This window comes from Streptomyces thermodiastaticus (genome assembly GCF_014656135.1).
Lineage (GTDB): Bacteria > Actinomycetota > Actinomycetes > Streptomycetales > Streptomycetaceae > Streptomyces > Streptomyces thermodiastaticus.
The window spans coordinates 363692-388068 of record NZ_BNBV01000002.1 but is presented as its reverse complement, the minus strand read 5'-3'; the positions used below and the strand labels follow the sequence as shown (position 1 = coordinate 388068).

At 71.6% G+C, this 24377-nt stretch carries 14 protein-coding genes and 2 pseudogenes; 11 read left to right on the top strand and 5 right to left on the bottom strand.

From position 1 onward, the window contains the following. From IE286_RS03605 to ccrA, 4 genes are all read left to right on the top strand, one after another. On the top strand, positions 1–2967 hold a 2967-nt coding region (locus IE286_RS03605; RefSeq protein ID WP_229861935.1), incomplete at its 5' end, for a type I polyketide synthase. A gap of 29 nt (positions 2968–2996) precedes the next feature. Then, complete coding sequence (locus IE286_RS03600) at positions 2997–9539, top strand: type I polyketide synthase (protein ID WP_229861934.1); 6543 nt, start codon at positions 2997–2999, stop codon at positions 9537–9539. Positions 9540–9610: 71 nt separating this feature from the next. Next, complete coding sequence (locus tag IE286_RS03595; RefSeq protein ID WP_189795096.1) at positions 9611–10351, top strand: thioesterase II family protein; 741 nt, start codon at positions 9611–9613, stop codon at positions 10349–10351. A gap of 82 nt (positions 10352–10433) precedes the next feature. Next, positions 10434–11765: a crotonyl-CoA carboxylase/reductase gene (gene ccrA / locus IE286_RS03590; protein WP_189795095.1), complete on the top strand. Its 1332-nt coding sequence runs from the start codon at positions 10434–10436 to the stop codon at positions 11763–11765. Positions 11766–12288: 523 nt separating this feature from the next. Here ccrA and IE286_RS03585 read toward each other — a convergent pair. The 3 genes and pseudogenes from IE286_RS03585 to IE286_RS03575 all read right to left on the bottom strand — a co-directional run. Further along, the gene (locus IE286_RS03585) at positions 12289–12954 is read right to left on the bottom strand and encodes a hypothetical protein (protein WP_189795094.1); all 666 of its coding nucleotides are present in this window, start codon (positions 12952–12954) and stop codon (positions 12289–12291) included. Between the two features lie 452 nt (positions 12955–13406). After that, a pseudogene (locus IE286_RS03580) lies at positions 13407–14179 on the bottom strand (transposase). A gap of 875 nt (positions 14180–15054) precedes the next feature. Beyond that, positions 15055–15612, bottom strand: a pseudogene (locus IE286_RS03575) (IS701 family transposase); the annotation flags it as partial. A 372-nt stretch (positions 15613–15984) separates the two neighbouring features. Here IE286_RS03575 and IE286_RS03570 point away from each other — a divergent pair. Together IE286_RS03570 and IE286_RS03565 are read left to right on the top strand one after the other, a co-directional pair. After that, positions 15985–17895, top strand: coding sequence for a DUF2075 domain-containing protein (locus tag IE286_RS03570; protein ID WP_189795093.1), 1911 nt, complete (start codon positions 15985–15987; stop codon positions 17893–17895). A gap of 18 nt (positions 17896–17913) precedes the next feature. Beyond that, entirely contained in the window at positions 17914–18057 is a 144-nt protein-coding gene (locus IE286_RS03565; RefSeq protein ID WP_189795092.1) for a hypothetical protein, read from the top strand. A 92-nt stretch (positions 18058–18149) separates the two neighbouring features. Here the strand turns inward: IE286_RS03565 and IE286_RS27025 are convergent, their stop codons facing one another. Continuing rightward, positions 18150–18452 carry an Lrp/AsnC family transcriptional regulator gene (locus tag IE286_RS27025; RefSeq protein WP_229861933.1) on the bottom strand — a complete coding sequence of 101 codons (303 nt, stop codon included), beginning with the start codon at positions 18450–18452 and terminating at the stop codon, positions 18150–18152. Between the two features lie 301 nt (positions 18453–18753). Here IE286_RS27025 and IE286_RS27725 point away from each other — a divergent pair, with 301 nt between their 5' ends. From IE286_RS27725 to IE286_RS03545, 4 genes are all read left to right on the top strand, one after another. Then, on the top strand, positions 18754–18966 hold the full coding sequence (locus IE286_RS27725) for a hypothetical protein (RefSeq protein ID WP_308115044.1): 213 nt from the start codon (positions 18754–18756) through the stop codon (positions 18964–18966). A 472-nt stretch (positions 18967–19438) separates the two neighbouring features. Further along, positions 19439–19696 carry a hypothetical protein gene (locus tag IE286_RS27720; RefSeq protein WP_308115043.1) on the top strand — a complete coding sequence of 86 codons (258 nt, stop codon included), beginning with the start codon at positions 19439–19441 and terminating at the stop codon, positions 19694–19696. 394 nt (positions 19697–20090) lie between these two features. Further along, on the top strand, positions 20091–21083 hold the full coding sequence (gene xynA, locus IE286_RS03550) for an endo-1,4-beta-xylanase XynA (protein ID WP_189795090.1): 993 nt from the start codon (positions 20091–20093) through the stop codon (positions 21081–21083). A 35-nt stretch (positions 21084–21118) separates the two neighbouring features. Continuing rightward, entirely contained in the window at positions 21119–22120 is a 1002-nt protein-coding gene (locus tag IE286_RS03545) for a polysaccharide deacetylase family protein (protein ID WP_189795089.1), read from the top strand. Positions 22121–22297: 177 nt separating this feature from the next. Here the strand turns inward: IE286_RS03545 and IE286_RS03540 are convergent, their stop codons facing one another. After that, positions 22298–23629 carry an MFS transporter gene (locus IE286_RS03540; protein ID WP_372462506.1) on the bottom strand — a complete coding sequence of 444 codons (1332 nt, stop codon included), beginning with the start codon at positions 23627–23629 and terminating at the stop codon, positions 22298–22300. Between the two features lie 308 nt (positions 23630–23937). Here IE286_RS03540 and IE286_RS03535 point away from each other — a divergent pair, with 308 nt between their 5' ends. Continuing rightward, positions 23938–24327 carry a cell division protein SepF gene (locus tag IE286_RS03535; RefSeq protein ID WP_189795087.1) on the top strand — a complete coding sequence of 130 codons (390 nt, stop codon included), beginning with the start codon at positions 23938–23940 and terminating at the stop codon, positions 24325–24327. Positions 24328–24377 lie beyond the last annotated feature (50 nt).

Sequence of the window (24377 nt, the reverse complement as noted above, 5' to 3'; positions counted from 1 at the left end):
GCGTTCTTCGCCGGAACGGGCGCACACCGTGTGGACCTGCCCACCTACGCCTTCAAACAGGACAGCTACTGGCTGACCACCGACCCGGCGGACACCGCCGTAAGTCCGGGCCTGACCCCCACGGGTCACCCGCTGCTCGGCACGGCACTCGCCCTCGCCGACAGCGACGAACTCGTGTTCACCAGCAGGGTCTCGGCACGCACACACCCCTGGCTGCGTCGGCACACGGTGCTCGGCAGTGTCGTCCTTTCGGCCGCAGGACTGGTCGATGCGGCGGTACGGGCCGGTGACGAGACGGGAGCGACCGTGCTGGAGGAGCTGTCGCTCATCGTGCCGCTCGTCCTGCCCGCCCGGGGCGCGGTCCAGCTCCAGGTCCGGGTCGGCGCACCGGGTGACGACGGCCGGCGCGCTCTCACGGTCCACGCCCGCCCCGACTCGGAGGGGGACGACACACCGTGGACCGTGTACGCGCGGGGACGCCTCGCCGCCGACGACCCGGAACGGCGCGCCGACGCCCACCACGCCCACGCGACGGAGGAGACCGGGGACGACCTGGTCACCGAGACCGAGCTTCCCGTCGAACGCGCCCACGAAGCAGGTCAGTTCGGCCTGCATCCCGAACTGCTGGACACCCTGCTCCTCGGTCACCCCTTCGGTGAGGAGGCGGGTACCGTGACCGTGCCCGTCGAGTGGCGCGGCGTACGGCTGCACGCCACCGGCGCCGGCGCGGTACGGGCCGTGACGACAAGGACCGGCGACCGCACTGTCGCCCTCACGGTAACCGACCGGCAGGGCCGGCTGGTCGCCACCGTCGACTCCCTGACCTACCGGGCGGTTCCCGAGGAGCTCTTCGCCCCTGCCGAGGACCGGGGGGCGGACGCACTGCTGCGGGTCGACTGGGTGCCGGTTGCTGTGAGCGGGCCGACGGCCCCCGTCACCTGGGTGACTCTGGGCACCGACGGAGCCGAGGACCTGGCCGCCGTCGGCAAGGCTGCCGAGGCGGGGACATCCGTCGACGCCGTGGTCGTACCGTGGACGACCGAGGGCGACGGGGAGAGCGGTGGCGTCCTGCACGACGCCGTGCGCCGTGCGCTGATGCTGGTGCGGGAATGGCTGGCCGACGAACGCCTTGCCGGGACCCGGCTGCTCGTGGTGACCCGCGGTGGCGCGGCCGTCGCGGACGAGGGCACGGTGGCCTCGGAGGCGCCTGCCGACCTGGCGGCCGCGGCGGTCCGCGGACTGCTGCGCTCGGCACAGTCCGAGGCGGGCGGCCGGATCGTCCTGGTGGACGCCGATCCGTCCGACGATCTGTCCGACGATCCCCTCTCGTCCCGGCCCGTGCCCGACCAGGACCCCGCCGGCACGGCCGTCGCCGGCGTCCCGTCAGCGCTGCTCGCCTCCCTGTTGGCCTCCGGCGAGCCCGAGGTGGCCGTACGACACGGCCGGCTCCTCGTCCCCCGCCTGGCGCGTGTGCGGCGGCCGGCCCCGGCCGCGACACCGGCCTTGGACCCCGACGGCACCGTGCTCGTGACCGGCGGTGCAGAGCTCGGCGGGTTCCTCGCCCGGCACCTGGTCAGCCGGCACGGGACGCGGCACCTCCTGTTCGCCGGCCCCGAGGGTGACCGCGCGCCCGGCGCGGCGGACCTGGCCGCCGACCTGGCGGCCCTGGGCGCCCACGTCACTTTCGAGGCCTGCGACGCCGCCGACCGTGACGCGCTCGCCGCCGCCCTCGCCCGGATACCCGACGGTCATCCGCTGACCGCGGTGATCCACGCCGCGGGCCCTGGCGACGGGGGCACCGTCCAGAGCGTGAGCCTGGACCGGCTGGACGCCGCCCTGCGCACGACCGCGGACGCGGCACGGAACCTGCACGAGCTGATCCGTAGCCGCCCGCCGGCCGTCTTCATCTTGTGCTCCTCGACCGCGGGCACCGCGGCAGGCACGGGCCAGGCGTACCGGGCGGCGGCCGACGCCTACCTCGACGCTCTCGCACTGCGGCGCTCGGCCGATGGACTGCCAGCGCTGTCGTTGGCCTGGGGCCCGTGGGAGCGCACCGGGCAGGCGGACGGCGCGCTCCGGGACCGGTTCTCCGGGTCCGGCTTCCGGGCCCTCAACCCCGAGGCGGTGGCAGCCGCGTTCGACGCGGCACTCGCGACCGCGGGACCCCGTCCGGCAGTCGGCGCCCCCGGTCCCCGCGACGCCGCCGTACCGGCCGCCCCCGGTTCACCGAACGCGGGTGAGGCCGCGGACGGCCGGGGCGCACACCCGGTGCTCCTGGCCGCCCTGGTGGACCCCGGCGCACTTCGGGACCGGGATGGCGGCGTACCGCCGCTCTTCCGCGGCCTGGTGCGGAGCCCGCTGCGGCCCGCTCTGGACGCCGCCGCGCCCGCCGCACCCGACCCGGGTCGGACGCTCGCGGAACGGCTGACCGGACTGGACGACGACGAGCGGCAGCGGATCGTCCGGGACCTGGTGCGCCGGGAGACGGCCACTGTCCTCGGCCACCCCGATCCCTCGGCGGTCAACATGCAACGGCCCTTCCAGGAGGCCGGCTTCGACTCGATGGCCGCCGTCCAGCTGCGCAACCAGCTCGGCGCCGCGACCCGCCTGGCGCTGCCCGCGACCGTGGTGTTCGACCATCCCACACCCGCAGCGCTCACCGCCTACCTCCTGTCCCAGGCCGCCGCGGAGGGCGACGCGGGCGGGACAGCGGCGAGGCCGCCCCTCCTCGCCCAGCTCGACCGGCTGGAGGCGACTGTGGCCGAGCTGAGCCCCGACGAGCCCGACCTGGACCGCACCCTGCTCGGTGCGCGGCTGCGCACGATCCTCCAGCGCCTCGACCCAGCCGGAGCGGAGGAGCCCGCGCAGCAGCGGTCCCAGGACGCGGCGAGCCGGATCGCCGCCGCGAGCGCCGACGAGATCTTCGACTTCATCGACACCGAGCTCGGCCGCGGGTCGAGCCGGTGACGGCTCACCGGAAGGAGAGCGGGCAGCACATGTCCAGCGGGGAGCACATGTCCAAGGAAGAGAAGCTGGTCGAGTACCTGAAGTGGGTCACCACGGACCTGGAGAAGACCCGCAAACGGGTCGCGGAACTCGAGGCGGGCGGCCGGGAACCGGTGGCGATCATCGGGATGTCGTGCCGGTTCCCCGGTGCGTCGACCCCAGACGAACTGTGGCGGGTGGCGCTGGAAGGGCGCGACGTCATCTCCGACTTCCCCACGGACCGTGGCTGGGACCTCGACGCCCTCTACGACCCCGACCCGGCTCGCCCCGGCAGCACCTACATCCGTCAGGCCGGTTTCGTGGACTCCGCCACCCGCTTCGACGCGGCCTTCTTCGGTATCTCGCCGCGCGAGGCCCTCGCCATGGACCCCCAGCAGCGGATCCTGCTGGAGACGGCCTGGGAGGCCCTCGAGCACGCCGGCATCGACCCGCTGTCGCTCAAGGGCAGCAGGACCGGCGTGTTCGCCGGGCTGGTGGAACAGAGCTATCTGGACCTGGACTGCCCCGAGGAGTTCGAGGGCTACCAGATGACCAGCAAGCTCAGCAGCATGGCCTCCGGCCGCATCGCCTACGTCCTCGGCCTGGAGGGCCCCGCGGTCTCGGTCGACACCGCCTGCTCCTCCGCCCTGGTGTCACTGCACCTGGCCGCCCAGTCGCTGCGCTCCGGCGAGTCCGCCCTGGCCCTGGCGGGAGCCTCCTACATCGCCGCCCACCCTGGCGGATACATCGACGGCGCGCGGCAGCGGGGCCTCGCGGCCGACGGACGGTGCAAGCCGTTCAGCGCCGCCGCCGACGGCATCGGCTGGTCCGAGGGCGCCGGTCTGCTGGTCCTGGAGCGGCTGTCCGACGCCCGCCGCAACGGCCACCGCGTGCTGGCCGTCGTCCGCGGCAGCGCAGTGAACCAGGACGGCGCCTCCAACGGCCTCACCGCCCCCAACGGGCCGTCCCAGGAACGGGTCATCCGCCAGGCACTCGCCAACGCCGGCCTCACCGCCGGTGAGATCGACGCGGTCGAGGCGCATGGCACCGGGACCCGCCTCGGCGACCCGATCGAGGCCCAGGCCCTGCTCGCCACCTACGGCCGGGCGCGCCCCGAGGGACGGCCGCTGCTGGTTGGCTCGCTGAAGTCCAACATCGGCCACGCGCAGGCCGCCGCGGGCGTCGGCGGGCTGGTGAAAATGGTGCAGGCCATCCGGCACGGTCTGCTGCCCAGGATCCTGCACTTGGACGAGCCCAGCCCGCTCGTGGACTGGTCGGCGGGCGACCTCGAACTGCTCACCGAGACACGGCCGTGGCCGGAGACCGGAGCACCACGCCGCGGCGCGGTCTCGGCCTTCGGCGCGAGCGGCACCAACGCCCATGTCATCCTCGAACAGGCCCCGCAGGACGACCTCGAGGACAGCGGGCCTGCCCCGGCCGCACCGGCCGCACCGGACCGGGAGGACGCCCCCGAGACCGCCCGCGCCCTGCCGACGGCCGTCCTGCCGTTCCCGGTCTCGGCCCGGTCCCCGCAGGCACTCCGCGCCCAGGCGGCCCGGCTGGCATCCCGGCTGCGCGAGGAGGCACCGGACGACGAACAGGCCCTGCTGGACGTGTCCTTCTCGCTGGCCACCACCCGCGCCGCACTGGAGCAGCGCGCCGTCGTCATCGGCCGCGACCACGCCGGCATCCTCGCCGGGCTCGATGCGCTGGCTGCCGGGAAGCCTGCGGACAACGCCGTCCTCGGGACGACGGGCGAGCCTGCCAGGACCGTCTTCGTCTTCCCGGGACAGGGCAGTCAGTGGGCCGGTATGGCGGCCGCGCTGCTGGAGTCCTCGCAGGTGTTCGCGGAACGGATCGCGGAGTGCGCACGGGCGCTGGAGCCCTTCGTGGACTTCTCCCTCGAGGACGTGCTGCGAGGTGTGGAGGGTGCGCCCTCGCTCGACCGGCTCGATGTGGTCCAGCCGGCCCTCTTCGCCGTGCACGTCTCCCTCGCGGCACTGTGGCAGTCCTGCGGACTCCGGCCGGCCGCCGTCGTCGGCCACTCCCAGGGCGAGATCGCCGCCGCCTGCGTGGCAGGTGGTCTGACCCTGCCGGACGCGGCCCGCGTGATAGCCCTGCGCAGCAGGATCGCCCTGACGCTGCAGGGTAGCGGTGGCATGGGCGCGGTCGGGCTGCCCCGCGCCGAGGTGGAGGAGCGCCTCGCGCGGTGGGACGGCCGGCTGTCGGTCGCCGTGGAGAACGGCCCCACCGCGGTCCTCGTCGCCGGTGACCGGGACGCCCTCGGCGAGTTCCTCGCGGAGTGCGCCGCCGACGGCGCACGCACCAAGCGGTTCCCCACCGACTTCGCCTCGCACTCTCCCCAGGTGGAGCAGGTCCGGGAGGAGATGCTCGCCGCACTGGCCCCCGTGCGGCCGCGGGCGGGTTCGATCCCGTTCTTCTCCACGGTGACCGGCGACTGGATCGACACCGCCCGCCTCGACGCCGGCTACTGGTACGCCAACATGCGCCGCCCGGTGGAGTTCGCCCGCTCGGTGCGGGCCCTGGCCGACCAGGACCACGGCGTCTTCGTCGAGGTCAGCGCGCACCCGGTGCTCACCACCGCGCTCCAGGAGAACCTCGGGGACGACGTCGTCACCGTCGGCACCCTGCGCCGCGACGAAGGCAGCCTCGACCGGTTTCTCACCTCGCTGGCCGAGCTGTACGTCAACGGCGTACGCATCGACTGGGACACCTTCTTCGCCGGGTCCGGGGCACGGCGCGTCCAGCTGCCGACGTACGCCTTCCAGCGCGAGCGTTTCTGGTTCTCCGCCGCGGCCCACTCACCGGACGTCGCGGGGCTCGGCATGGCGGCGACGGGCCACGCGCTGCTGGGGGCCGCGGTCGCCGTGGCCGGCGCCGACGAGACCCTCTTCACCAGCCGTCTGTCCCCGCGCACCCACCCGTGGCTGGCCGACCACGCCGTCGCCGGCACCGCCGTGTTGCCGCCGTCGGTGCTGGCCGAACTGGCGCTGCGGGCCGGCGACGAGACGGGCTGCACCGCGGTGGAGGAGCTGACCGCGGCGGCACCGCTGGTGCTTCCCGCGCAGGGTGCGCTGCAGGTGCAGATCAGGGTGGGAGCCCCCGACGAACAACGGCGCAACATCACCGTGCACGCCCGGCCGGAGGAGGGCGACACCGAGTGGACCGAGTACGCCTCCGGCGTCCTGAGCCTGAGCGGACCCGCTGCCACCGAGCCCCTCACCGCGTGGCCGCCCTCGAACGCCGCACCGGTCGATCTCGAAGGGGCCTACGACCGGCTGTCCGAAGCGGGCCTGGACATCGGCCCCCGTCTGCGCGGGCTGACCGGACTGTGGACGGCGCGGCCGGGACAGGAGGTCTTCGCCGAGATCACGCTGGACGAGCAGACCGCCACCGACGCGGCCCGCTTCGGGCTGCACCCCGCACTGCTGGAGGGCGTGGTCCAGGCGGCGCTGCTGAGCGGCGCAGCAACCGGCACCCCGCTCGCCGCCCGCTGGCGCGGTTTCCAGCTGCACGCCACGGGTGCCATCACCGTACGGGCCCGGCTGGTGCCCATCGGTGACGGAGAGCTGTCCGTGCTGCTGGCGGACCGCACCGGGCAGCCCGTCGCCACCATCCGCTCCCTGTCTTTCGCTCCCGCCGACGCCGGCGAACTCGCTCGTACCGGCGGCCGGACCCACGACGCCGTCTTTCGTACCGACTGGACCCCGATCGCCCTGGACGAGCCGTCGGCCGCCGTGCACTGGGCGACCCTGGGCCCCGGCGGATACAGCGATATCGGCGAAGTGGCCAAGGCCGTGGAGGCGGGCGCTTTGCTGGACGCTGTCCGCTGCGACGTGGGCGGCCCGTCGGGCGCCGACGGATCCGGCCGGGACGGCGGCGATCCCGTGGCCGCCGCCCGCCGCGCCACGCACCGCGTCCTGGCGCTGGTGCAGGACTGGCTGTCCGACGAACGGCTCGGAGGCATCCCATTGGTCCTGGTCACCCATGGCGCCGTGGCCGCGGCCGGCCGCCCCGTGACCGACCCGGCGGCCGCAGCCGTGTGGGGTCAGATTCGCTCGGCACAGTCGGAGAACCCCGGCCGGTTCGTGCTGGTCGACCTCGACGACGAGCCGACCTCCGCCGCAGCGCTGACCGCGCTGCTGCACTCCGGCGAGCCCCAGGCCGCCGTCCGTGCCGGCCGTGTCCTGCTGCCCCGTCTGCACCGGCTGCCCGCCCGGTCCTCCGCCGTACCCACGGGCCGCTGGACGCCCGGCGGTACCGTGCTGATCACCGGCGGCACCGGAACGCTCGGAGCGCTGTTCGCCCGTCACCTGGTGACCGAACACGGGGTGACCGATCTGCTGCTCACCAGTCGCCGCGGTGCGGACGCGCCCGGGGCCGAGCGAGTCGTCGCCGAACTCTCGGCACTGGGCGCACGCGTCACCGTCGCCGCCTGCGACGTCGCAGACCGCACCGCGCTCGCGGACCTCCTCGCTCGTATACCCGCCGACCGGCCGCTGACCGGTGTCGTCCACGCGGCGGGCATTCTCGACGACGGTCTGATCACCGCCGTCACCCCGGAGCGACTGGACGGAGTGCTGCGGCCGAAGGTCGACGCGGCGTGGAACCTGCACGAGCTGACCCGTGGACTCGACATCTCCGCGTTCGTGCTGTTCTCCTCGCTCGCGGGCGTGATCGGCGGTGCGGGCCAGTCGAGTTACGCCGCCGCGAACACCTTCCTCGACGGGCTGGCCGAGTACCGGGCCGGCCTCGGACTGCCCGCCACGTCCGTCGCCTGGGGCCTGTGGGCACAAACCAGCACCACCGGCGAGCTGACCGCCGCCGACCTGGACCGCATCGCCCGGGCCGGGTACCCGCCCATCGCCTCCGACGAGGGCCCCGCCATGCTGGACGCCGCACTCGCCTCTGGCCGGCCCACCGTGGTCGCCGCGCCCCTCAACATGACCGCCCTGCGAGAACAGGTGCGACTGGCCCCCCCGGTGCTGCGCGGTCTGCTGCGGGTGCCGGTGCGTCCCGCCGCCCGCAACTCCGGTGCGGCCGCGGACTCCTTCAGCGCGGCCCTGGCCGGCCTGTCCGAGAAGGAGCGGCGCGCGGCGGTCCTGGAGACGGTGCGTGCCGAGGCCGGAGCCGTCCTCGGACATGCCGACCCCGCCACCATCGGCGTCGACCAGCGCTTCACCGATCTCGGCTTCGACTCGCTGACCGGCGTGGAGTTCCGCAACCGCCTCGGCGCCCTCACCGGGCTGCGACTGCCGACCACCCTGGTGTTCGACCACCCCACCCTCACCCGGCTCGCCGGCTTCCTCGTCGCCGAACTCGGCGGCCGGGACGAGGGCGGAGCGCCGGACCAGCCCGCCGTGGACTTCGCCGCGGAGATCCGCCTGGCCGACGACATCCGGCCCGCGGACGAGGTGTGCCGTGTCGCCCCCGACCCGCGCGAGGTGCTGCTCACCGGCGCCACCGGATTCCTCGGCGCCTACCTGCTGCGCGATCTGATGCGGACCACCACGGCCCTGGTGCACTGCCTGATACGGGGCCGCGACGAGGCGGAGGCGCGGGCCCGGCTGCGGGCCAACCTGGAGTGGTACGGCATCGCGGACCAGATCGAGGAGGACCGGCTGCGCGTCGTCGTCGGCGACCTCGCCGCCCCGGGCTTGGGCCTCGACCCCGCTCACTTCGACGCCCTGGCCCGCACCGTCGACGCGGTCTACCATGCCGGCGCCGCCGTCAACTGGGTCCAGCCGTACGCCACCGTGAGGGCGGCCAACGTGGGCGGCACCGAGGAGATCCTGCGGCTCGCGGCCCGCCATCGCACGGTCCCGGTCCACCACGTCTCCACCCTCGGTGTCTACGTCGGCCGGGACACCGGGGGCGCGCCCCTGCGGACCACCGACCCGACCGGCCCCGGCGAGACGCTGCCCACGGGCTACACCCAGAGCAAGTGGGTCGCCGAACAGATCGTCGGCCTGGCGCGGGACCGGGGCCTTCCGGTCTCCGTCTACCGGGTCGACCTGATCGCCGGCGACGCCGCGACGGGGGCGTGCCAGACCCGTGACTTCGTCTGGCTCAGCCTGAAGGGCATGCTGCAGGCAGGCGCCGTGCCCGGTGACATCCCGGTCACCTTCCGGCTGATGCCCGTCGGATACACCAGCGCGGCGATCCTGCACCTGTCCCGGCAGCCCGCCACCGCAGGCGGCACGTTCCACGTCTGCAACCACTCCGGCCTGACGCTGGCGGAGATGCTCGAGGAACTGCGGTCCCGCGGCTACGAACTGCCCGTCCGGGACTGGGCGACCTGGCGCGACCTGGTGACCGGCAACCCGGACAACGCCCTGCTGCCGCTGCTCGACGCATTCGAGGTCATGGCCGCGCAGCCGGACGCCTTTTACCCGCCCGTCGACGACAGCGAGACGGCCGCGGCACTGGAGGGCAGCGGGATCACTTGTCCGCCGGCGAACCGGGAACTGTTCGCCAAACACGTGGACTTCTTCACCGAAGCGGGCTACTTCGACCCACCCCGGCAGAGCTGACGCAGCGTCATAAAAACGGCATCCGCCCCCACCGCCGACCGGCGACGTCCTCGAAAGGCCAAGGTTATTGCATGTCCACCCAGGCACCACCCAGTTCCTGGATCCGGCGTTTCCACCCGGCACCTGCGGCCGCCAGCCGCCTGGTCCTGCTGCCCCACGCGGGAGGTTCCGCAAGCTTCTTCTTCCCCTTCTCCCGCGCGCTCTCGCCCACCGTGGACGTGCTCGCCGTCCAGTACCCCGGACGGCAGGACCGACGCGGCGAGAGATGTGTCGACGACATGCACGCCCTGGCCGACCTGGTCGCCACCGAACTGCTGCCGTGGACGGACCGCCCGACGGCACTGTTCGGGCACAGCCTCGGAGCCGTTCTCGCCTTCGAGACGGCCCGGAGGCTGCAGGGCCGGGGGATCGAGCCGCTGCGGCTGTTCGTCTCCGGCCGCAGGGCGCCCGCGGACCAGCCGCCGGAGTCGGTGCACCTGCTCGACGACGACGCCCTGCTGAAGGCCGTCAAGCTCCTCGCCGGCACCGAACTGCCGATGCCGGACGACGAACTGCTCCGACTGGCCCTGCCCGCGATCCGCGGCGACTACAAGGCGGTGGAGACCTACCGCTACCGTCCGGGTCCGCCGCTGTCGGTTCCCGTGGTCGCTCTGACCGGCGACAAGGACCCCAAAGTCACCCCGGCGGAGGCCGGCCGCTGGTCGTCGTACACCACCGGACCGTTCGACCTGCAGGTCTTCGACGGCGGTCACTTCTACCTGGTCGAACACCTCGACCGGATCACCGGCCTCCTGCGCGAGGCGCTCGGCTGACGCCGGGGCGACGATCCCGCGCCGCACGCACGATCCCGCCGCACAACCCGGAAACCATCCGTACCCGCGAGAGGACTGCCCCGTGTCCGAACTGCTCAAGGCCGTCATCGACGGCGCCCCGCCCGAGGAACTGCTCGCCCTCGACCTGCCGGCGAGCTACCGGGCGGCCTACCTGCGCAAGGACGAAACCGGCATGTTCGATGGCGTGAGCGACAAGGACGTCCGTCGGTCCGTGCACGTCGGTGAGGTGGCCATGCCCGAACCGGCTCCGGACGAGTGCATCGTCGCGGTCATGGCGGCCGCGATCAACTTCAACACCGTCTGGTCCGCCGTCTTCGAACCGGTTCCGACCTTTGCGTTCCTGGAGAAGCTGGGCAGGCAGGGTCGGCACGGCGCCCGCCACGACCTGCCGTACCACCAGGTCGGATCGGACGGCTCGGGCGTGATCGTCCGCGTCGGAAGCGGCGTCAGGAACTGGAAGGTGGGCGACCGGGTCGTCATCTCGCCGTCCTATGTGGACGAGGAGGACCACGCCTCGTACGAGGACGGCATGCTGACGGAAACCCAGCTGGCCTGGGGCTATGAGACAAATTTCGGCTCGCTCGGCGAGTTCTGCCTCGTCAAGGCCAATCAGCTGGTCCGCAAGCCGGCCCACCTCACGTGGGAGGAGGCGGCGAGCAACACCCTGTGCGCGGCAACGGCGTACCGGATGCTGGTCGGCCCGCACGGGGCGCAGATGCGGCAGGGCGACGTCGTCCTGGTCTGGGGCGGCACCGGCGGCCTCGGATCCTATGCCGTCCAGTTCGTCAGGAACGGCGGCGGTATCCCCGTCGCGTTGGTCGGTTCCGAGGACAAGGCCCGGCTGCTGCGGGAACAAGGCTGCGAGCACGTGATCAACAGGTCCGAGCTGAACCTGCCGGAGGAGGGATTCCGCCACCCCAAGGCGGGGCGGATCCTCGGGGAGGCCATCCGGTCACTGGTCGGCGAGGACCCTCAGATCGTCTTCGAGTACCTGGGCGCCGAGACCTTCGCCACCTCGGTGTACGTGGCCAAGCGCGGCGGCAGGATCGTCACCTGCGGCTCGTCGACGGGCTACCGGCACCAGTATGACAACCGGTACCTCTGGATGCGGCTGAAGCAGATCATCGGCTCACACGGGTTCAATTACCACGAGGCCGTCCAGACCAACCGGCTGATCAGCCGCGGCATGATCCATCCCACGCTGACGAAGGTGTACTCGTTGGACGACGTGGGCGAGGCGACGCGAGCCGTGCAGACCAACCAGCACGTCGGAAAGGTCGCCGTCCTGTGTGCCGCGCCGTCGCAGAACCTGGGAGTCGACGCACCGGAGCTTCGCGCGGCCATCGGAGAGGACCGGATCAGCTTCTACCGGCGATGGGCCGAGTCGAGGTGACCAGGGCTGCCTCCGACATGGAACCGACAGGGTCGATCCGGTCGCAAGGCAGGGGAGCCGCTCGCCATCCGTGCGGAACTCGAAGTCGACGAGGCTCCGGCCGCGGTCGCGGCCGGAGGGCGGCACGCCGCGACCAGGAGGCGCCGGCGTCCAGGCGGCGGCCTCCTCGCCGTCCAGGACGAGGAACGCGCCTACGATCTCCGCACCGCCGAGCGGCCTGGACGCACTGACCGCCGGCGACCGCGAGAAAGCCGCCGAGCTCCTGCGGATCCTGCGGGACCACCGGGAGGGATGAGCGGCCTCGGGCGAGGGGGCGGGTCGGCTGCGGTTGCCTGCCGCCCGGGGCCGTGGCCTGCCCGGGGCCCGGAGCACAGCCCGTTACAGGGCCCGGACGCGCCGCTCGCCCGGGTGCCGGGCGCGCCGCCTGTGCATCAGCCGGGCGGCGCCCTGCCTATTGGGAGTTCATGGGCTGGGCGGCATGCCGCCTGTGCACGGGCCGGTGTGGCGCCCTGTCCATGACCGTTCATGGGCCGGGCGGCATGCCGGCATCGCTGATCTCCCGATGCAGATGATCCATCACCTCGGCCGCTTCCTTGACGGCGGGCGTCGGGGAAGCGGCCCGCCGTGCGGCGTCGCGCAGCCAGTCCGCCGCCGCCAGGGCGACCCGTGCCGCCTCCTGCCAGCGCCGGTCGAAGAGCAGTTCTTCGATGTGGTAGGCGATGTCACCGAGCGTCTCCTCGCCGGTCTCCGGCGGCAGGATGCCCTTCAGCTCCTCCGGGAGCGGCCTCTCGGCCCGCGACGACCGCAGCGCCTCGACGACTCCCGGGTCCTTGCCGAACGTGTCCAGGTTGCCCATCAGCGCGACCAGCCGTGCGGTCAGGCGTGGAAGACCGGGGTGGCGGTCCAGCCACTGCAGCAGTCCGGGCTCGCCGCCGAGATGGTCGCTGACCGTGTGCAGCATCTCCTTGGCCCTCGGCTGCAGTGACCAGCCCAGGGGGAGAGCCGCGGCGACCTCCTCCGCGAGCTGTTCCTCCTCCGCGGGAGCCAGCGCACCGTCGGCGAACAGCAGGACCTTCCGTTCGTCCAGACCGAGCGTCTCGGTCCCGGTCCGGTCCCGCGCGGGACGTGAAGTGCTCGCCCGCCGGTGCAGGAGGCGACCGGCGATCTTGCTGAGCGTCTTGTCGTGCATGGACCCTCCCGGCGGACTGCTGTGCCGACGCCTGCGCCCGGTGTGCTGCCGGCCTCCGCGCTCGTCGGCGGCTGCACCCCACTGTGCCGGGCGGCGTGGGTGAGCGCGCGCCCGGTGGCCCAGTCGTGCGACGGATGGATGGCTTGGCGGGGCTCTTTCACCGTGGAACCACACGGACAAGACCCTGTACCGCGCGTCCGGACTGGTCGCCGGCGGCATGCGAGCCCATGGGCTGGCCGCGGCCGCGCTCGGTCCTGCGGTGGACGTCCAGGCCCCGCGGGCCGGGGCAACCGGAGGTTTTCCGGCGCCGCCTCCTCGGACACGTCGTTCGTTCGGCCCCGCCCTGGTTGCGTGAAGTCCTTCTTCTCAGGACCGCGGAGGACTACCCCGAACCACTAAGGGCTGTCCCGTAAATCGCTTCTGGTGTGCCGGGTGACCTGCTCGTTTGCCGGTCATCCTGCGAGGGTGAGGTTGTGGAGGCGGGCGACGCCGAGCACCGCACGGTGGACGCCGCCGCCTTTGAAGCGGCAGTCGCGGAGGATCTTCCAGCTCTTCATGCGGGCGAAGGCGTGCTCGACGCGGGCGCGCACCTTGCGGTGCGAACGGTTGTGGTCTTCTTTCCAGTCCGAAAGGTCGGTCTGGCCGCGTTCGCGGCGGTGCGGGATGACCAGGCCGGTGCCCCGGTAGCCGCCGTCGGCGATCACCACAGGTGTCGTGCCGACGGCGTCCTTGGCGCCGGAGTCCTCCCATGCCTTGCAGTCGTTGCGGTGCCGGGCAGGGGTCGGCCGACGGCGACGACGAGCCGGGTGTCGGTGTCAATGACGACCTGGTGGTTGGTGGAGTACCGGTAGTTCTTCGACTGCTCGGCCACCTGGTGGTCACGGGTGGGGTCCAGGGTGCCGTCCACGATCAGCACGGTGTCCTTGCGGAGCCTCTTGCGCTGCTGCAGCGCGAGTGAGGGTGGGAGGTTGTCGATGATGCGGTCCGCGGCCGACTTGGACACCCCGGACAGCGGGGCCAGTTGGCGCAGGGTGAGGTTCGTGCGCCAGTACGCGGCGACCAGGAGCACGCGGTCCTCCAGGGGCAGGCTCCAGGGCCGGCCCTTGCGCACCGCGTCTGCACCCTCGCGCCGCAGCGCGGTGACCAGCTTGCCGGACTGCCGCGGGCTCAGCCCGGTGAACCGGGCTGTCCAGGACGACTCCGACGCCGTGATCACACCAGCCACGACATGATCATCTCACCCCTGACCGGCAGTTACGGGACAGCCCTTAGACGTGTAAGTTCCGATTCCTTGAGCTGGTGGCTTGGCATGAAGGGACGGGAAGGGGTTCAAGATCATGTCGTGATGCACGACCCTGAACATCCTCCTGAACGCACCGTACGTGAAGATCGATGACGAAAACGGAACGACCCCGCAGGATGGACATGCCACCTCGGCTGAGCGACTCGGCGATGGCCCTTCAGTGGCCCGGGCCGACGACTTACCGTCAGCTGCCAGGTGAGAGATTTCGAGCTTGTGTGCGACCGCCTGCGCCGAGTGTGCGCCGAGATGAAAGGTGAACTGGGTGTGCTCTGCATGGATTACAGGCGTTGAACAGGCCGAGTGCGAATCTTCGCTGCCTCGGAGCCAGGGATCGGCATAGTGGCCTAATACTCCAGCAGCGGTTCGTGTCCTGAGCTGCGTGTTTGGTAGTGGCAGTGGCGGGCGATGGCCTGACGGCGTCTTCTCCAGGCCGACCATGTCAGTGCGTGGGTGACGGGGCAGACCTGCCGCCCGCGAACTGCTCGGCGTTGCGCCGGACCGGGCGGTGGCCGGACCTTTGATCAGCGTCTCCGACGGCACCTCCCGGGCCCGGTGACACCACCCCCCCAGGTCATCCGTTCGACAGGGGGCAACAGTCATGCCGGGCCCGGAGGCCAGCGGCCCCGTTGCAGGACCGCAGGAAACTTCACGGGCAGGAGAGCGTCCAGGAGCCGCCGGATCTCCGCCACGGTGAGCGGGATGAGGGCTGATGCGTTTCTTCAGCCCCCTTTGTGTCGTTGCCGGCCTGGGCTGCAAGGGCGGTCAGGACCGCATGGGCGAGCATGGCGAGTGTGGCAGCGGCGGACGATGTCACGGGCCAGCTCGCCCTTCGTCGCGAACGTCCGCTCGTCAGGGATCTTGGCGGCCCGGCACCGCTCACGGTCGGATGTCCAGGACTTGGGCAGGTAGAGCTCCCGGTCGACCAGAGCCCGGCCTGAGCCGGTGGCGTAGGCGGCGAACACCCCGATCTGGCAGTTGTCGATCTTTCCGGAGGTGCCGGTGTACTGCCGGCCGACCCCGGCCGAGGTGGTGCCCTTCTTGACGAACCCGGTGTCGTCGATGATCAGCACCCCGTCGGGCCCCAGCTGTTCCGCCACGTACTCGCGGACATCGTCACGCAGAGCGTCCGCGTCCCAGACGCTGCTGTTCAGCAGCCGCTGGAAGCCGTCCGGAGTGCGGTGCCCAGCCCATTCCGCGAGCTGCCAGCCGTTCTTGCGTGTCGCCCGTCCCAGCAGACCACGGACGTAGTCCCGCATCCGCCACCGCAGATCCGCCCGGCCGAACCTCCCGGCAACCCGCGCGAACACCGAATCCAACTCAGCAGCCCAGACCGCGACTTCAGCTATCCCCTCCATACCAGGAGAACGACAACTGCCAGCTCAGGACACGAACCGCTGCTGGAGTACTAAGGGCGCGGACGGACACCAGGGGCGGTTGTGCGTCGGCCGCCTGCCCAACTGGTGTTCGTTTCGTGGATTCATGGGTATTTTGTGGCCATTAGCTCAGTGCTTGCCGGAACTCCTGTGTGGCCGGAAATCTATGTCCGGGGTTCTGCAGACGCGCTCCCGTCGCCCTCCCGAGCGCCCAGCACCACGACTGTCAGTACCGGCAGGTAATCTCGGACCTGTCATCGACGCGGCCCGACGGGCTTCCGTTCCACCCCGGTGGAGTCTCGAAGGACATGCCCCCACCCGCACGGCTCACTTCGTGCTGCCCAGGGGGAGTCCTTGCTGTTCCGCGCGTCCGCGAAAACGGTCGCCGTCATGGCACTCGACGGTTCGCTGTTCCTGCACCTGACCGAGCAGTTCACCCACATGCATGGCTACAAGCCGGGGGCATCGGAGGTCCGCTCCTGGGAGCGCAGCCTCCCGGTCCTGGCCGCCGCTCTCAACGACGCGGGCCTGGGTGATGTGGAAGTGATGCTGGAGTACGCGCTCCCGCTCAACAGCAAGCGTGCGGATGCCGTGCTCGCGGGTGTGCACCCGAGGACAGGGGAGCCGTCCTACGTCGTGGTGGAGCTCAAACAATGGAGCCAGGCGGTACCTCACGACGAGGACCCCACTCTCTGTCACGTCGACGCCTACGCACACCCTGTCCTGAACCCGATCGAGCAAGTCCGCCGTTACTGCGACTACTTGGTCAACTTCAACGGCGCCGTGGCCGAGCACCGCGACCGCGTCTGCGGCGTGGCATTCCTGCACAACGCCACGGAGTTCGGTGTCGCGGGCCTGCGCGACATCGAACGGGACGGTCACGGACTGCTCTTCACCGGGGAACAGCGCGGTGCGTTTCTCGCTCATCTCCGCTCACGGCTGAGCGACAAGCATCCCGGGGCACCCGCGGCCGACGAACTGCTCGCCGGTGCCACGGTGCCGTCGAAGCAGCTGATGGCCGTGGCCGCGGAAGAGGTGCGGGAGCGACAGCAGTTCGTGCTCCTCGACGAGCAGCAGGTCGCCTACCGCATGGTGCTCAACGCCGTAGAGAAGGCCAAGCACGCCGACCACAAGGAAGTGGTGATCGTCACCGGCGGCCCCGGTACCGGGAAGAGCGTGATCGCCCTCCAGCTGCTCGGCGAGCTGTACCGGCGTGGCGTTCCTGCGCTGCACGCCACCGGATCGCAGTCGTTCACCAAGACGATGCGCAAGGTCGCCGGTGCCCGGAAGCGCGAGGTACAAGACCTGTTCAAGTACTTCAACAGCTTCATGACGGCGGAGAAGAACAGCCTGGGCGCCCTGATCTGCGACGAGGCCCACCGCATCCGGGAGACCTCGGCCAACCGCTACACCCGTGCCGCGCTGCGGACCGGCAGGCCGCAGATCGACGAACTCATCGACGTCGCCTACGTTCCCGTCTTCTTCCTCGACGAGCACCAGGTCGTACGCCCCGGTGAAATGGGCACCGTGGCCGCGATCAAGGCCGCGGCGGCCCGACGAGGCATCACCTGCCATGTCGTGCCTCTCGACAGCCAGTTCCGGTGCGGAGGAAGCGACGCCTATGTGCACTGGGTGGTCCGGCTCCTCGGCCTCGAGCCCGGCGGACCGGTGGAGTGGGAGCCCGACGGGCGCATGCAGGTGCTGGTCGCCGACAGCCCGCAGGAGATGGAGGCGTTCCTCGAAGCCCGGCGGGCCCAGGGGTACAATGCCCGGATGTCCGCCGGCTACTGCTGGCGCTGGTCCCCGGAGCCCAAGCCGGGGCAGCCGCTGCCTCCCGACGTCGTCATCGGCGACTGGGCCCGACCGTGGAACCTGCGGGGTGACCGCTCGGTCTCCGGCGCGCCGCCGGCCGCCCTGTGGGCCACCGACCCGGCAGGCTTCGGGCAAGTCGGTTGCGTCTACACCGCCCAGGGCTTCGAGTACGACTGGTCGGGCGTCATCATCGGCCCCGACCTGCTCTGGCGCGGAGACCGCTGGGTCACGGACCGTACGGCCTCCAAGGATCCCGCCTTCAAGAGGTCCACGCCGGACGCGGACGTGGACCGGCTCATCCGGAACACCTACAAGGTCCTGCTGACTCGCGGCATGGTCGGTACGGTCGTGTACTCCACGGACCCGGAGACGCGCGCGAAACTACGGGAACTGGTGAGTGACCGACCGGGGGCGCGGACCTCTGCGGTGGCTGGAGCGAGTGTCGGCCGCTGACCATCTCGCGCCCGGGCTGTGCGGCGCACGTGGCTCAGTGCCGGTTGCCGCCGGGCAGAGCAGCACTACGTCGCCCAGTACTGGGGCGACACCGACTGGAAGCTCGACCGGGAGCAGATGCTGGAAGAGCTGAGCGCGAGCTGGGTCCGCCTGCTCTCGTGAGCTGGTGCACGCGCCCGGCCAGGACACTTGCCTGATCCGCGGCTCGCCGCCGTGCCCTTGACGTACGCAGGTCACCGTTCCTCGCCTGCCGCTCACAACGACGGCACCGGGCACACCCGGTAGGCCCGGCACAAGGGCACAAGGGCACCGCCCGGCGGACACGCAAGCGCCGGACGGCCGCCGACCACGGTGTACAGGTCGTCGGTGGTCCGGCACAGCACCGAGAGCACGAGGCCGGCCCGTCCGCTGACCGCTGCGGCGAAACGCACCTCGGGCCACTCGGCCGCGGCCCGGCCCGCCGCCTCCAGTCCGTGCGGGGCGACGGTCAGCCAGCACAGCGCCTCCACCCCTTGCCCCAGCGGCTGGTGGTCGTACTCCACGGCGTAGGACGACACCGCTGTGACCGAGGAACTGGAACGCCGGTGCCCTGCTGAAGGACATGCCGGGAGAAACCGTGCGGAAGTCCCGGCCTGGGTGGCGATCGGTGGCACACCGCGACGGCTCGGCCGAGGCGCAGGGAGGGTGCATAAGCGCAGTTGGCCCTGCGAAGTGGTGAAAGCGCCTGCGCAACATCGCCCGGAGGCATAGTCTGCAGAGAGCACTGCAGGGTGCCTGGGGAGGCTGCGGTGTTGCGGAGGTGCCATGGGTGGGGACCCTTTCGAATCGGTTGGCACGGGGTGGGCTGGACAACAGGCGGTGCCGGACCCGTACGGAGAGCGGCCGCTGCTGACCTGTGCCATGACGCGGGGCTACGACGCGACACGTGACGAGGAACGGGACCGGCTGCGGTGCTACCTCGAGGCGGTGGTCGCGTCCCGCCCCGCTCCGGTGCACACGAACGTCGCCTTCGACGCCGCGTACTTCGGGTACGACCTCGGCGGTGACGGATATACGGCGGCAGCCCGCTGAATCCTGACGACTTTCCGGAGATCACGTTCGGTGAGTGCACTCCCGCGCTCCCGGTCGGTTCCCTGGTGCGCGTCGCCACCGGGTCGGCCCCGCTGTACGCCGAGATCGTCTACCGGGAAGGCTCACACCCTCGGACGGGTCCGCTGGGCGACGTGCCTGCCTGGGTGTCGGGCGCGCCCGCCGGCGCCGAAGGCCCCGGCAAGCCTGCCGGTACCGCGCCACGGCGAAGGGAACTGCTGGTCCCCGACCCGCGCGCCTTCGGCACGCCCCTGAGTCTGTCGCCTGCCCAGCTTCTGCGTCTGCGTACCCGTCGGCGCCGGCTCAACGAGGACGGCCATCTCGTAATCGACGTCTGCTATCCCTCACCGGAGGCTGCCCGGCGCGACGAGCTGACGGCCTATGCGGATCATCTGCTGACACGGATGCGGCACCTGTTGCTCAGCCCCTGGTTCCGGTCTCGCTCGCCGGGCTGGTGGGCAGCACGCACGAGGACGACCTGCGCGCGGGCCTGCTGCTCGCAGCGGGATACCGGGCGCTGGAAAGCGAGCTCGGGGACGGCCCGTTCGGCTGGGAGAGCGCGGTGACCGCGGTGGGGAACGGAACGGAGACAGACGAGGACGAGGCCCGCTGGATCGTCACCTGTCTCGACGCCCTGCAGGTTTTCGACCATGAGGGAGCCCAGCTGCGCCTGGAGCCGATTCTGCGCCAGTGCATGGCGTTGCGCGACTGACAGCAACACACGGAATCGAGCCATGCCGGCCACTCTTCGCGAGTGGCCGGCATGGCTCAGGCATACGTGTGTCTGCCTCCCCGCGTCAGCATGCGTCCGTCCGGTCCAAGTCGTGCCGCGGCGTTCTGCTGGGGCCCGCGTGATCTTCGAATGAGGGAATCGAAACTTTCGGATTAGTCATGGCTTACCTTGATCGTGGCTTGACGATGATCGGGAGAGAGCCCCGGTTCCGGTCGTCGTGCAGCCTGCTTGGTCTGCGCATACACCTTGGCTGCGGTATCCCTTCGTTACGCGAACCTTTCGAAATAATTACCGAAACCGTTGACAGTTGTCAGGGTCAGGCCAACACTCGCGTCGTCACCTCACGCACGCGCAGCGAGGAGGAAGCACGTCCATGAACACGCTCGTCCATCCTCAGGGCCGCGCAGGCGGTCTGCGGCTGCTCGTCAGAGCCGCGTGGGCCCTGGCCCTGGCCGCCGTGGCCGCGATGATGTTCGGGGGCACCGCCCGGGCGGACACGATCACCTCGAACCAGACCGGCACCCACAACGGCTACTTCTACTCGTTCTGGACCGACGCCCCCGGCACCGTCACCATGAACACCGGGCCCGGCGGCAACTACAGCACCCAGTGGAGCAACACCGGCAACTTCGTGGCGGGCAAGGGCTGGGCCACCGGCGGCCGCCGCACCGTGAGCTACTCGGGCACGTTCAACCCGTCCGGCAACGCCTACCTGTCCCTGTACGGCTGGTCCCAGAACCCGCTCGTCGAGTACTACATCGTCGACAACTGGGGCACCTACCGGCCCACCGGCACCTACAAGGGCACGGTCACCAGTGACGGCGGCACCTACGACATCTACGAGACCACCCGCTACAACGCCCCCTCCATCGAGGGCACCCGGACCTTCAACCAGTACTGGAGCGTCCGGCAGACCAAGCGCACCGGCGGCACCATCACCACCGGCAACCACTTCGACGCCTGGGCCGCGCACGGCATGCCGCTGGGCAGCTTCAACTACATGATCCTCGCCACCGAGGGCTACCAGAGCAGCGGCAGCTCCAACATCACGGTCGGTGACTCCGGCGGCAACAACGGCGGCGGTGGTGGTGGCAACACCGGTGGCTGCACCGCGACGTTGTCGGCGGGGCAGCAGTGGAGCGACCGTTACAACCTGAATGTGTCGGTGAGCGGGTCGAGCAACTGGACGGTGACGATGCGGGTGCCGGCGCCGGAGAAGGTGATGGCGACCTGGAACGTCACGGCGAGTTATCCGGATGCGCAGACGCTGGTGGCCAGGCCGAACGGCAACGGCAACAACTGGGGCGTGACCATCCAGAAGAACGGCAGCACCACCTGGCCCACGGTCAGCTGCTCCGCCGGCTGAGCGGCGTACGGGACAACGGAAGGAGGACACCGCACATGCGCATCCCGTCACACCGGCCGCTGCGCTCCCTGCTCGCCGGCCTGGCCGGCGCAGCACTGCTGGCCACCGCGGGTGTCTGTACCGTCGACGCCGGCACCGCGCAGGCCGCCGCCTGCACCGGCTACGTCGGCCTGACCTTCGATGACGGCCCGTCCAACGACCACACCCCCGCCCTGCTGAACGCGCTGAAGCAGAACGGGCTGCGGGCCACCATGTTCAACGAGGGTCAGTACGCCGCCGCCTACCCGGCCCAGGTCAAGGCCCAGGTGGACGCCGGTATGTGGGTCGGCAACCACAGCTACACCCACCCGCACCTGACCCAGCAGAGCCAGGCGCAGATCGACTCCGAGATCTCCCGCACCCAGCAGGCCATCGCCGGCGCGGGCGGCGGCACACCCACACTGTTCCGCCCGCCCTACGGCGAGACCAACGCGACCCTGAAGTCGGTCGAGGCCAAGTACGGGCTGAAGGAGATCATCTGGGACGTCGACTCGCAGGACTGGAACGGCGCGAGCACCGACGCGATCGTGCAGGCCGTCGGCCGGCTCACCGACGGGCAGATCATCCTGATGCACGAATGGCCCGCCAACACCCTGGCCGCCATCCCGCGCATCGCGCAGACCCTGGCCGCCAAGGGCCTGTGCGCCGGCATGATCTCGCCGCAGACCGGCCGCGCGGTCGCCCCCGCCGGGGGCTCCCCCGGCGGTGGTGGCGGTGGTGGTGGCAACACCGGTGGCTGCACCGCGACGTTGTCGGCGGGGCAGCAGTGGAGCGACCGTTACAACCTGAATGTGTCGGTGAGCGGGTCGAGCAACTGGACGGTGACGATGCGGGTGCCGGCGCCGGAGAAGGTGATGGCGACCTGGAACGTCACGGCGAGTTATCCGGATGCGCAGACGCTGGTGGCCAGGCCGAACGGCAACGGCAACAACTGGGGCGTGACCATCCAGAAGAACGGCAGCACCACCTGGCCCACGGTCAGCTGCTCCGCCGGCTGAGCGCCGTCGGGCCGTACCACCCCGGTCACCCGCACAACCGTGGCGCGACGGTTCCGGCCGCCGCGCCACGTGTGCCGGACACATGTGCCGGACACATGTTCCGGACACGTGTGCCGGCGACCGGTCCGCGGCCGCACGTGTCGGTCACGCATGCCGTCTCGGCCGCAGGCCGTGGGCTCACGGGGAGTCGAGCGGTGCGGCGCCGGGCCGCTGTGCGGCCGCCTCCCCGGCCTCGTCGGCACCGCCGGCGTCGTCACCGGTCGCCGGGGGCCGGGCCGTCACCGGGTGCCGGGCCGCCGCCGGCTCCGTACGGCGCACCAGACGGCGCACGTCCGGCACGCACAGCACCCCCAGGGTCAGCACCAGCACCAGCGCCGAGCAGGCCCACAGCGCGGCCGGCCGGCCCACCGCGTCCCGCACCGGGCCGGCCACCGCCGTGGCCAGGGGCACCAGGGCCACCGAGCCGAGCCAGTCGTAGGAGGACACCCGGGAGAACTTCTCCTCGGGTATCTCCTGGTGCAGCGCCGACATCCAGCACACGGCGAACACCTCGACGCTCACCCCGGTCACGAACATCACCGCCACCAGCACCGGAGCCGTCACCGGTATCGCCAGGGCCGCGCTCGGGGCCGCCAGCGGCAGTACCGCCAGCACGCCCGTCCGCAGCAGGCGCCGCGGCGCCCAGCGGGTCATCAGCAGCCCGCCCAGCACCGTGCCCGCACCGAACGCCGCCAGCGCCGTCCCCCACGGCTGCGCCCCGCCCAGCCGCTCCCGCGCGACCAGGGGCCCGTACACCGTCTCGGCCGCCGCGACCACCGCGTTGACCACGGAGAACTGCAGCACGATCGACCACAGCCAGGGCCGGTCCACCACCTCCCGCCAGCCGTCGCGCAGATCCCGCAGGATCCTGGTGCCGCCCGTGCGCTGGGGTACGGCACCGACGTCGAGGAAGGCGCGCAGCGCCCCGGCGACCGCGAACGCCGCCGCGTCGCACGCCAGCACCCAGCCGGGCCCGACCGCCGCGACCAGCGCTCCACCCAGGCCCGAGCCGAGGATCCCGGCGCCGTTGACTCCCATCCGGAACACCGCGAAGGCCCGGCCCGAGGCGCTGCCCTGGACGCTGGCCAGGATCATCCCCTCGGCGGCAGGGGAGAAGAACGCCTGGCCGGTGCCGCCCAGCGCGGCCAGCAGCGCCATCTGCCACACCCGGGCGGTGCCGGTGAGCACCAGCACCGCGAACAGCGCCTGGGTGACGCAGCTGAGCGCGTTCGCGGCCACCATCACCCGGTGCCGGGGCAGCCGGTCCGCCAGCGCCCCGCCGATCAGCAGGAACACGACCAGCGGCACGGTGCGGGACGCCGCCACCAGACCCACGTCGGTCGCCGACCCGCCGGCGGCCAGCACCGCGAAGGCGGACGCCACCAGCGCACCGGAGGCACCCAGCTGCGAGACGACGGCGGCCGTGGTGAGCAGGACGTAGTTGCGCCCCGCCCATGCGGGACGCGGCACAGTACGAGAACGGGGGCGTAGGGCGGTCACCCACGGATTATCGCCGTGGCCTGCGCGGCGGCCTCAGGCGGCTTCCGGACACCCGCCGCATCGCCGTCCCGGGGCGGCACCGGCCGCCGCGGCCGGGCCGCGAACGCCCCGGAGAGCGTCGCGGTGCGGTGGGACACGCCCGGCGGCCGGATGCCGCTGCGACGGCCGGGAACAGCACGCCGGGCCGTCGCCCACCGTGTCGCTGTTGGGCCGAACAGGTGACCTCGCGTAAGAATTGGCTGGTGCAGGCCAGGAGTGCGAGTCAGGTTGGGGGGCCGGTGAACAGGCGCGACGTCACCGACGAACAGTGGGAGGGACTCGCCCAGGTGGTCCCGCTCAGGGGCCGCGACGCCTGGCCGTCCGCGGTGAACCACCGGGTGCCGCCGGAGGCCCGGACGGAGACACGGCGCCGGTTCGTCGTCCTGCGGGTCAACGTGTTCGCCGACGCCCGGGAGGTCGCCGAGACCCTGATGTCCGGCATCCCCGTACTGCTGGACCTCACCGGCGCGGACCCCGAGGTCGCCAAGCGGGTGCTGGACTTCAGCACCGGCGTCGTCTTCGGGCTGGCCAGCGGCATGCACCGGGTGGACCGGAACGTGTTCCTGCTCACGCCGCCCGGCACCGAGGTCAGCGGGCTGGTGGAGGGGACGGCGGTCCCGGGGGCGTGACCCGGGCGGGCACACGCCCGCCGTGTCCCCCGATCGTAGGAAGGACCTCC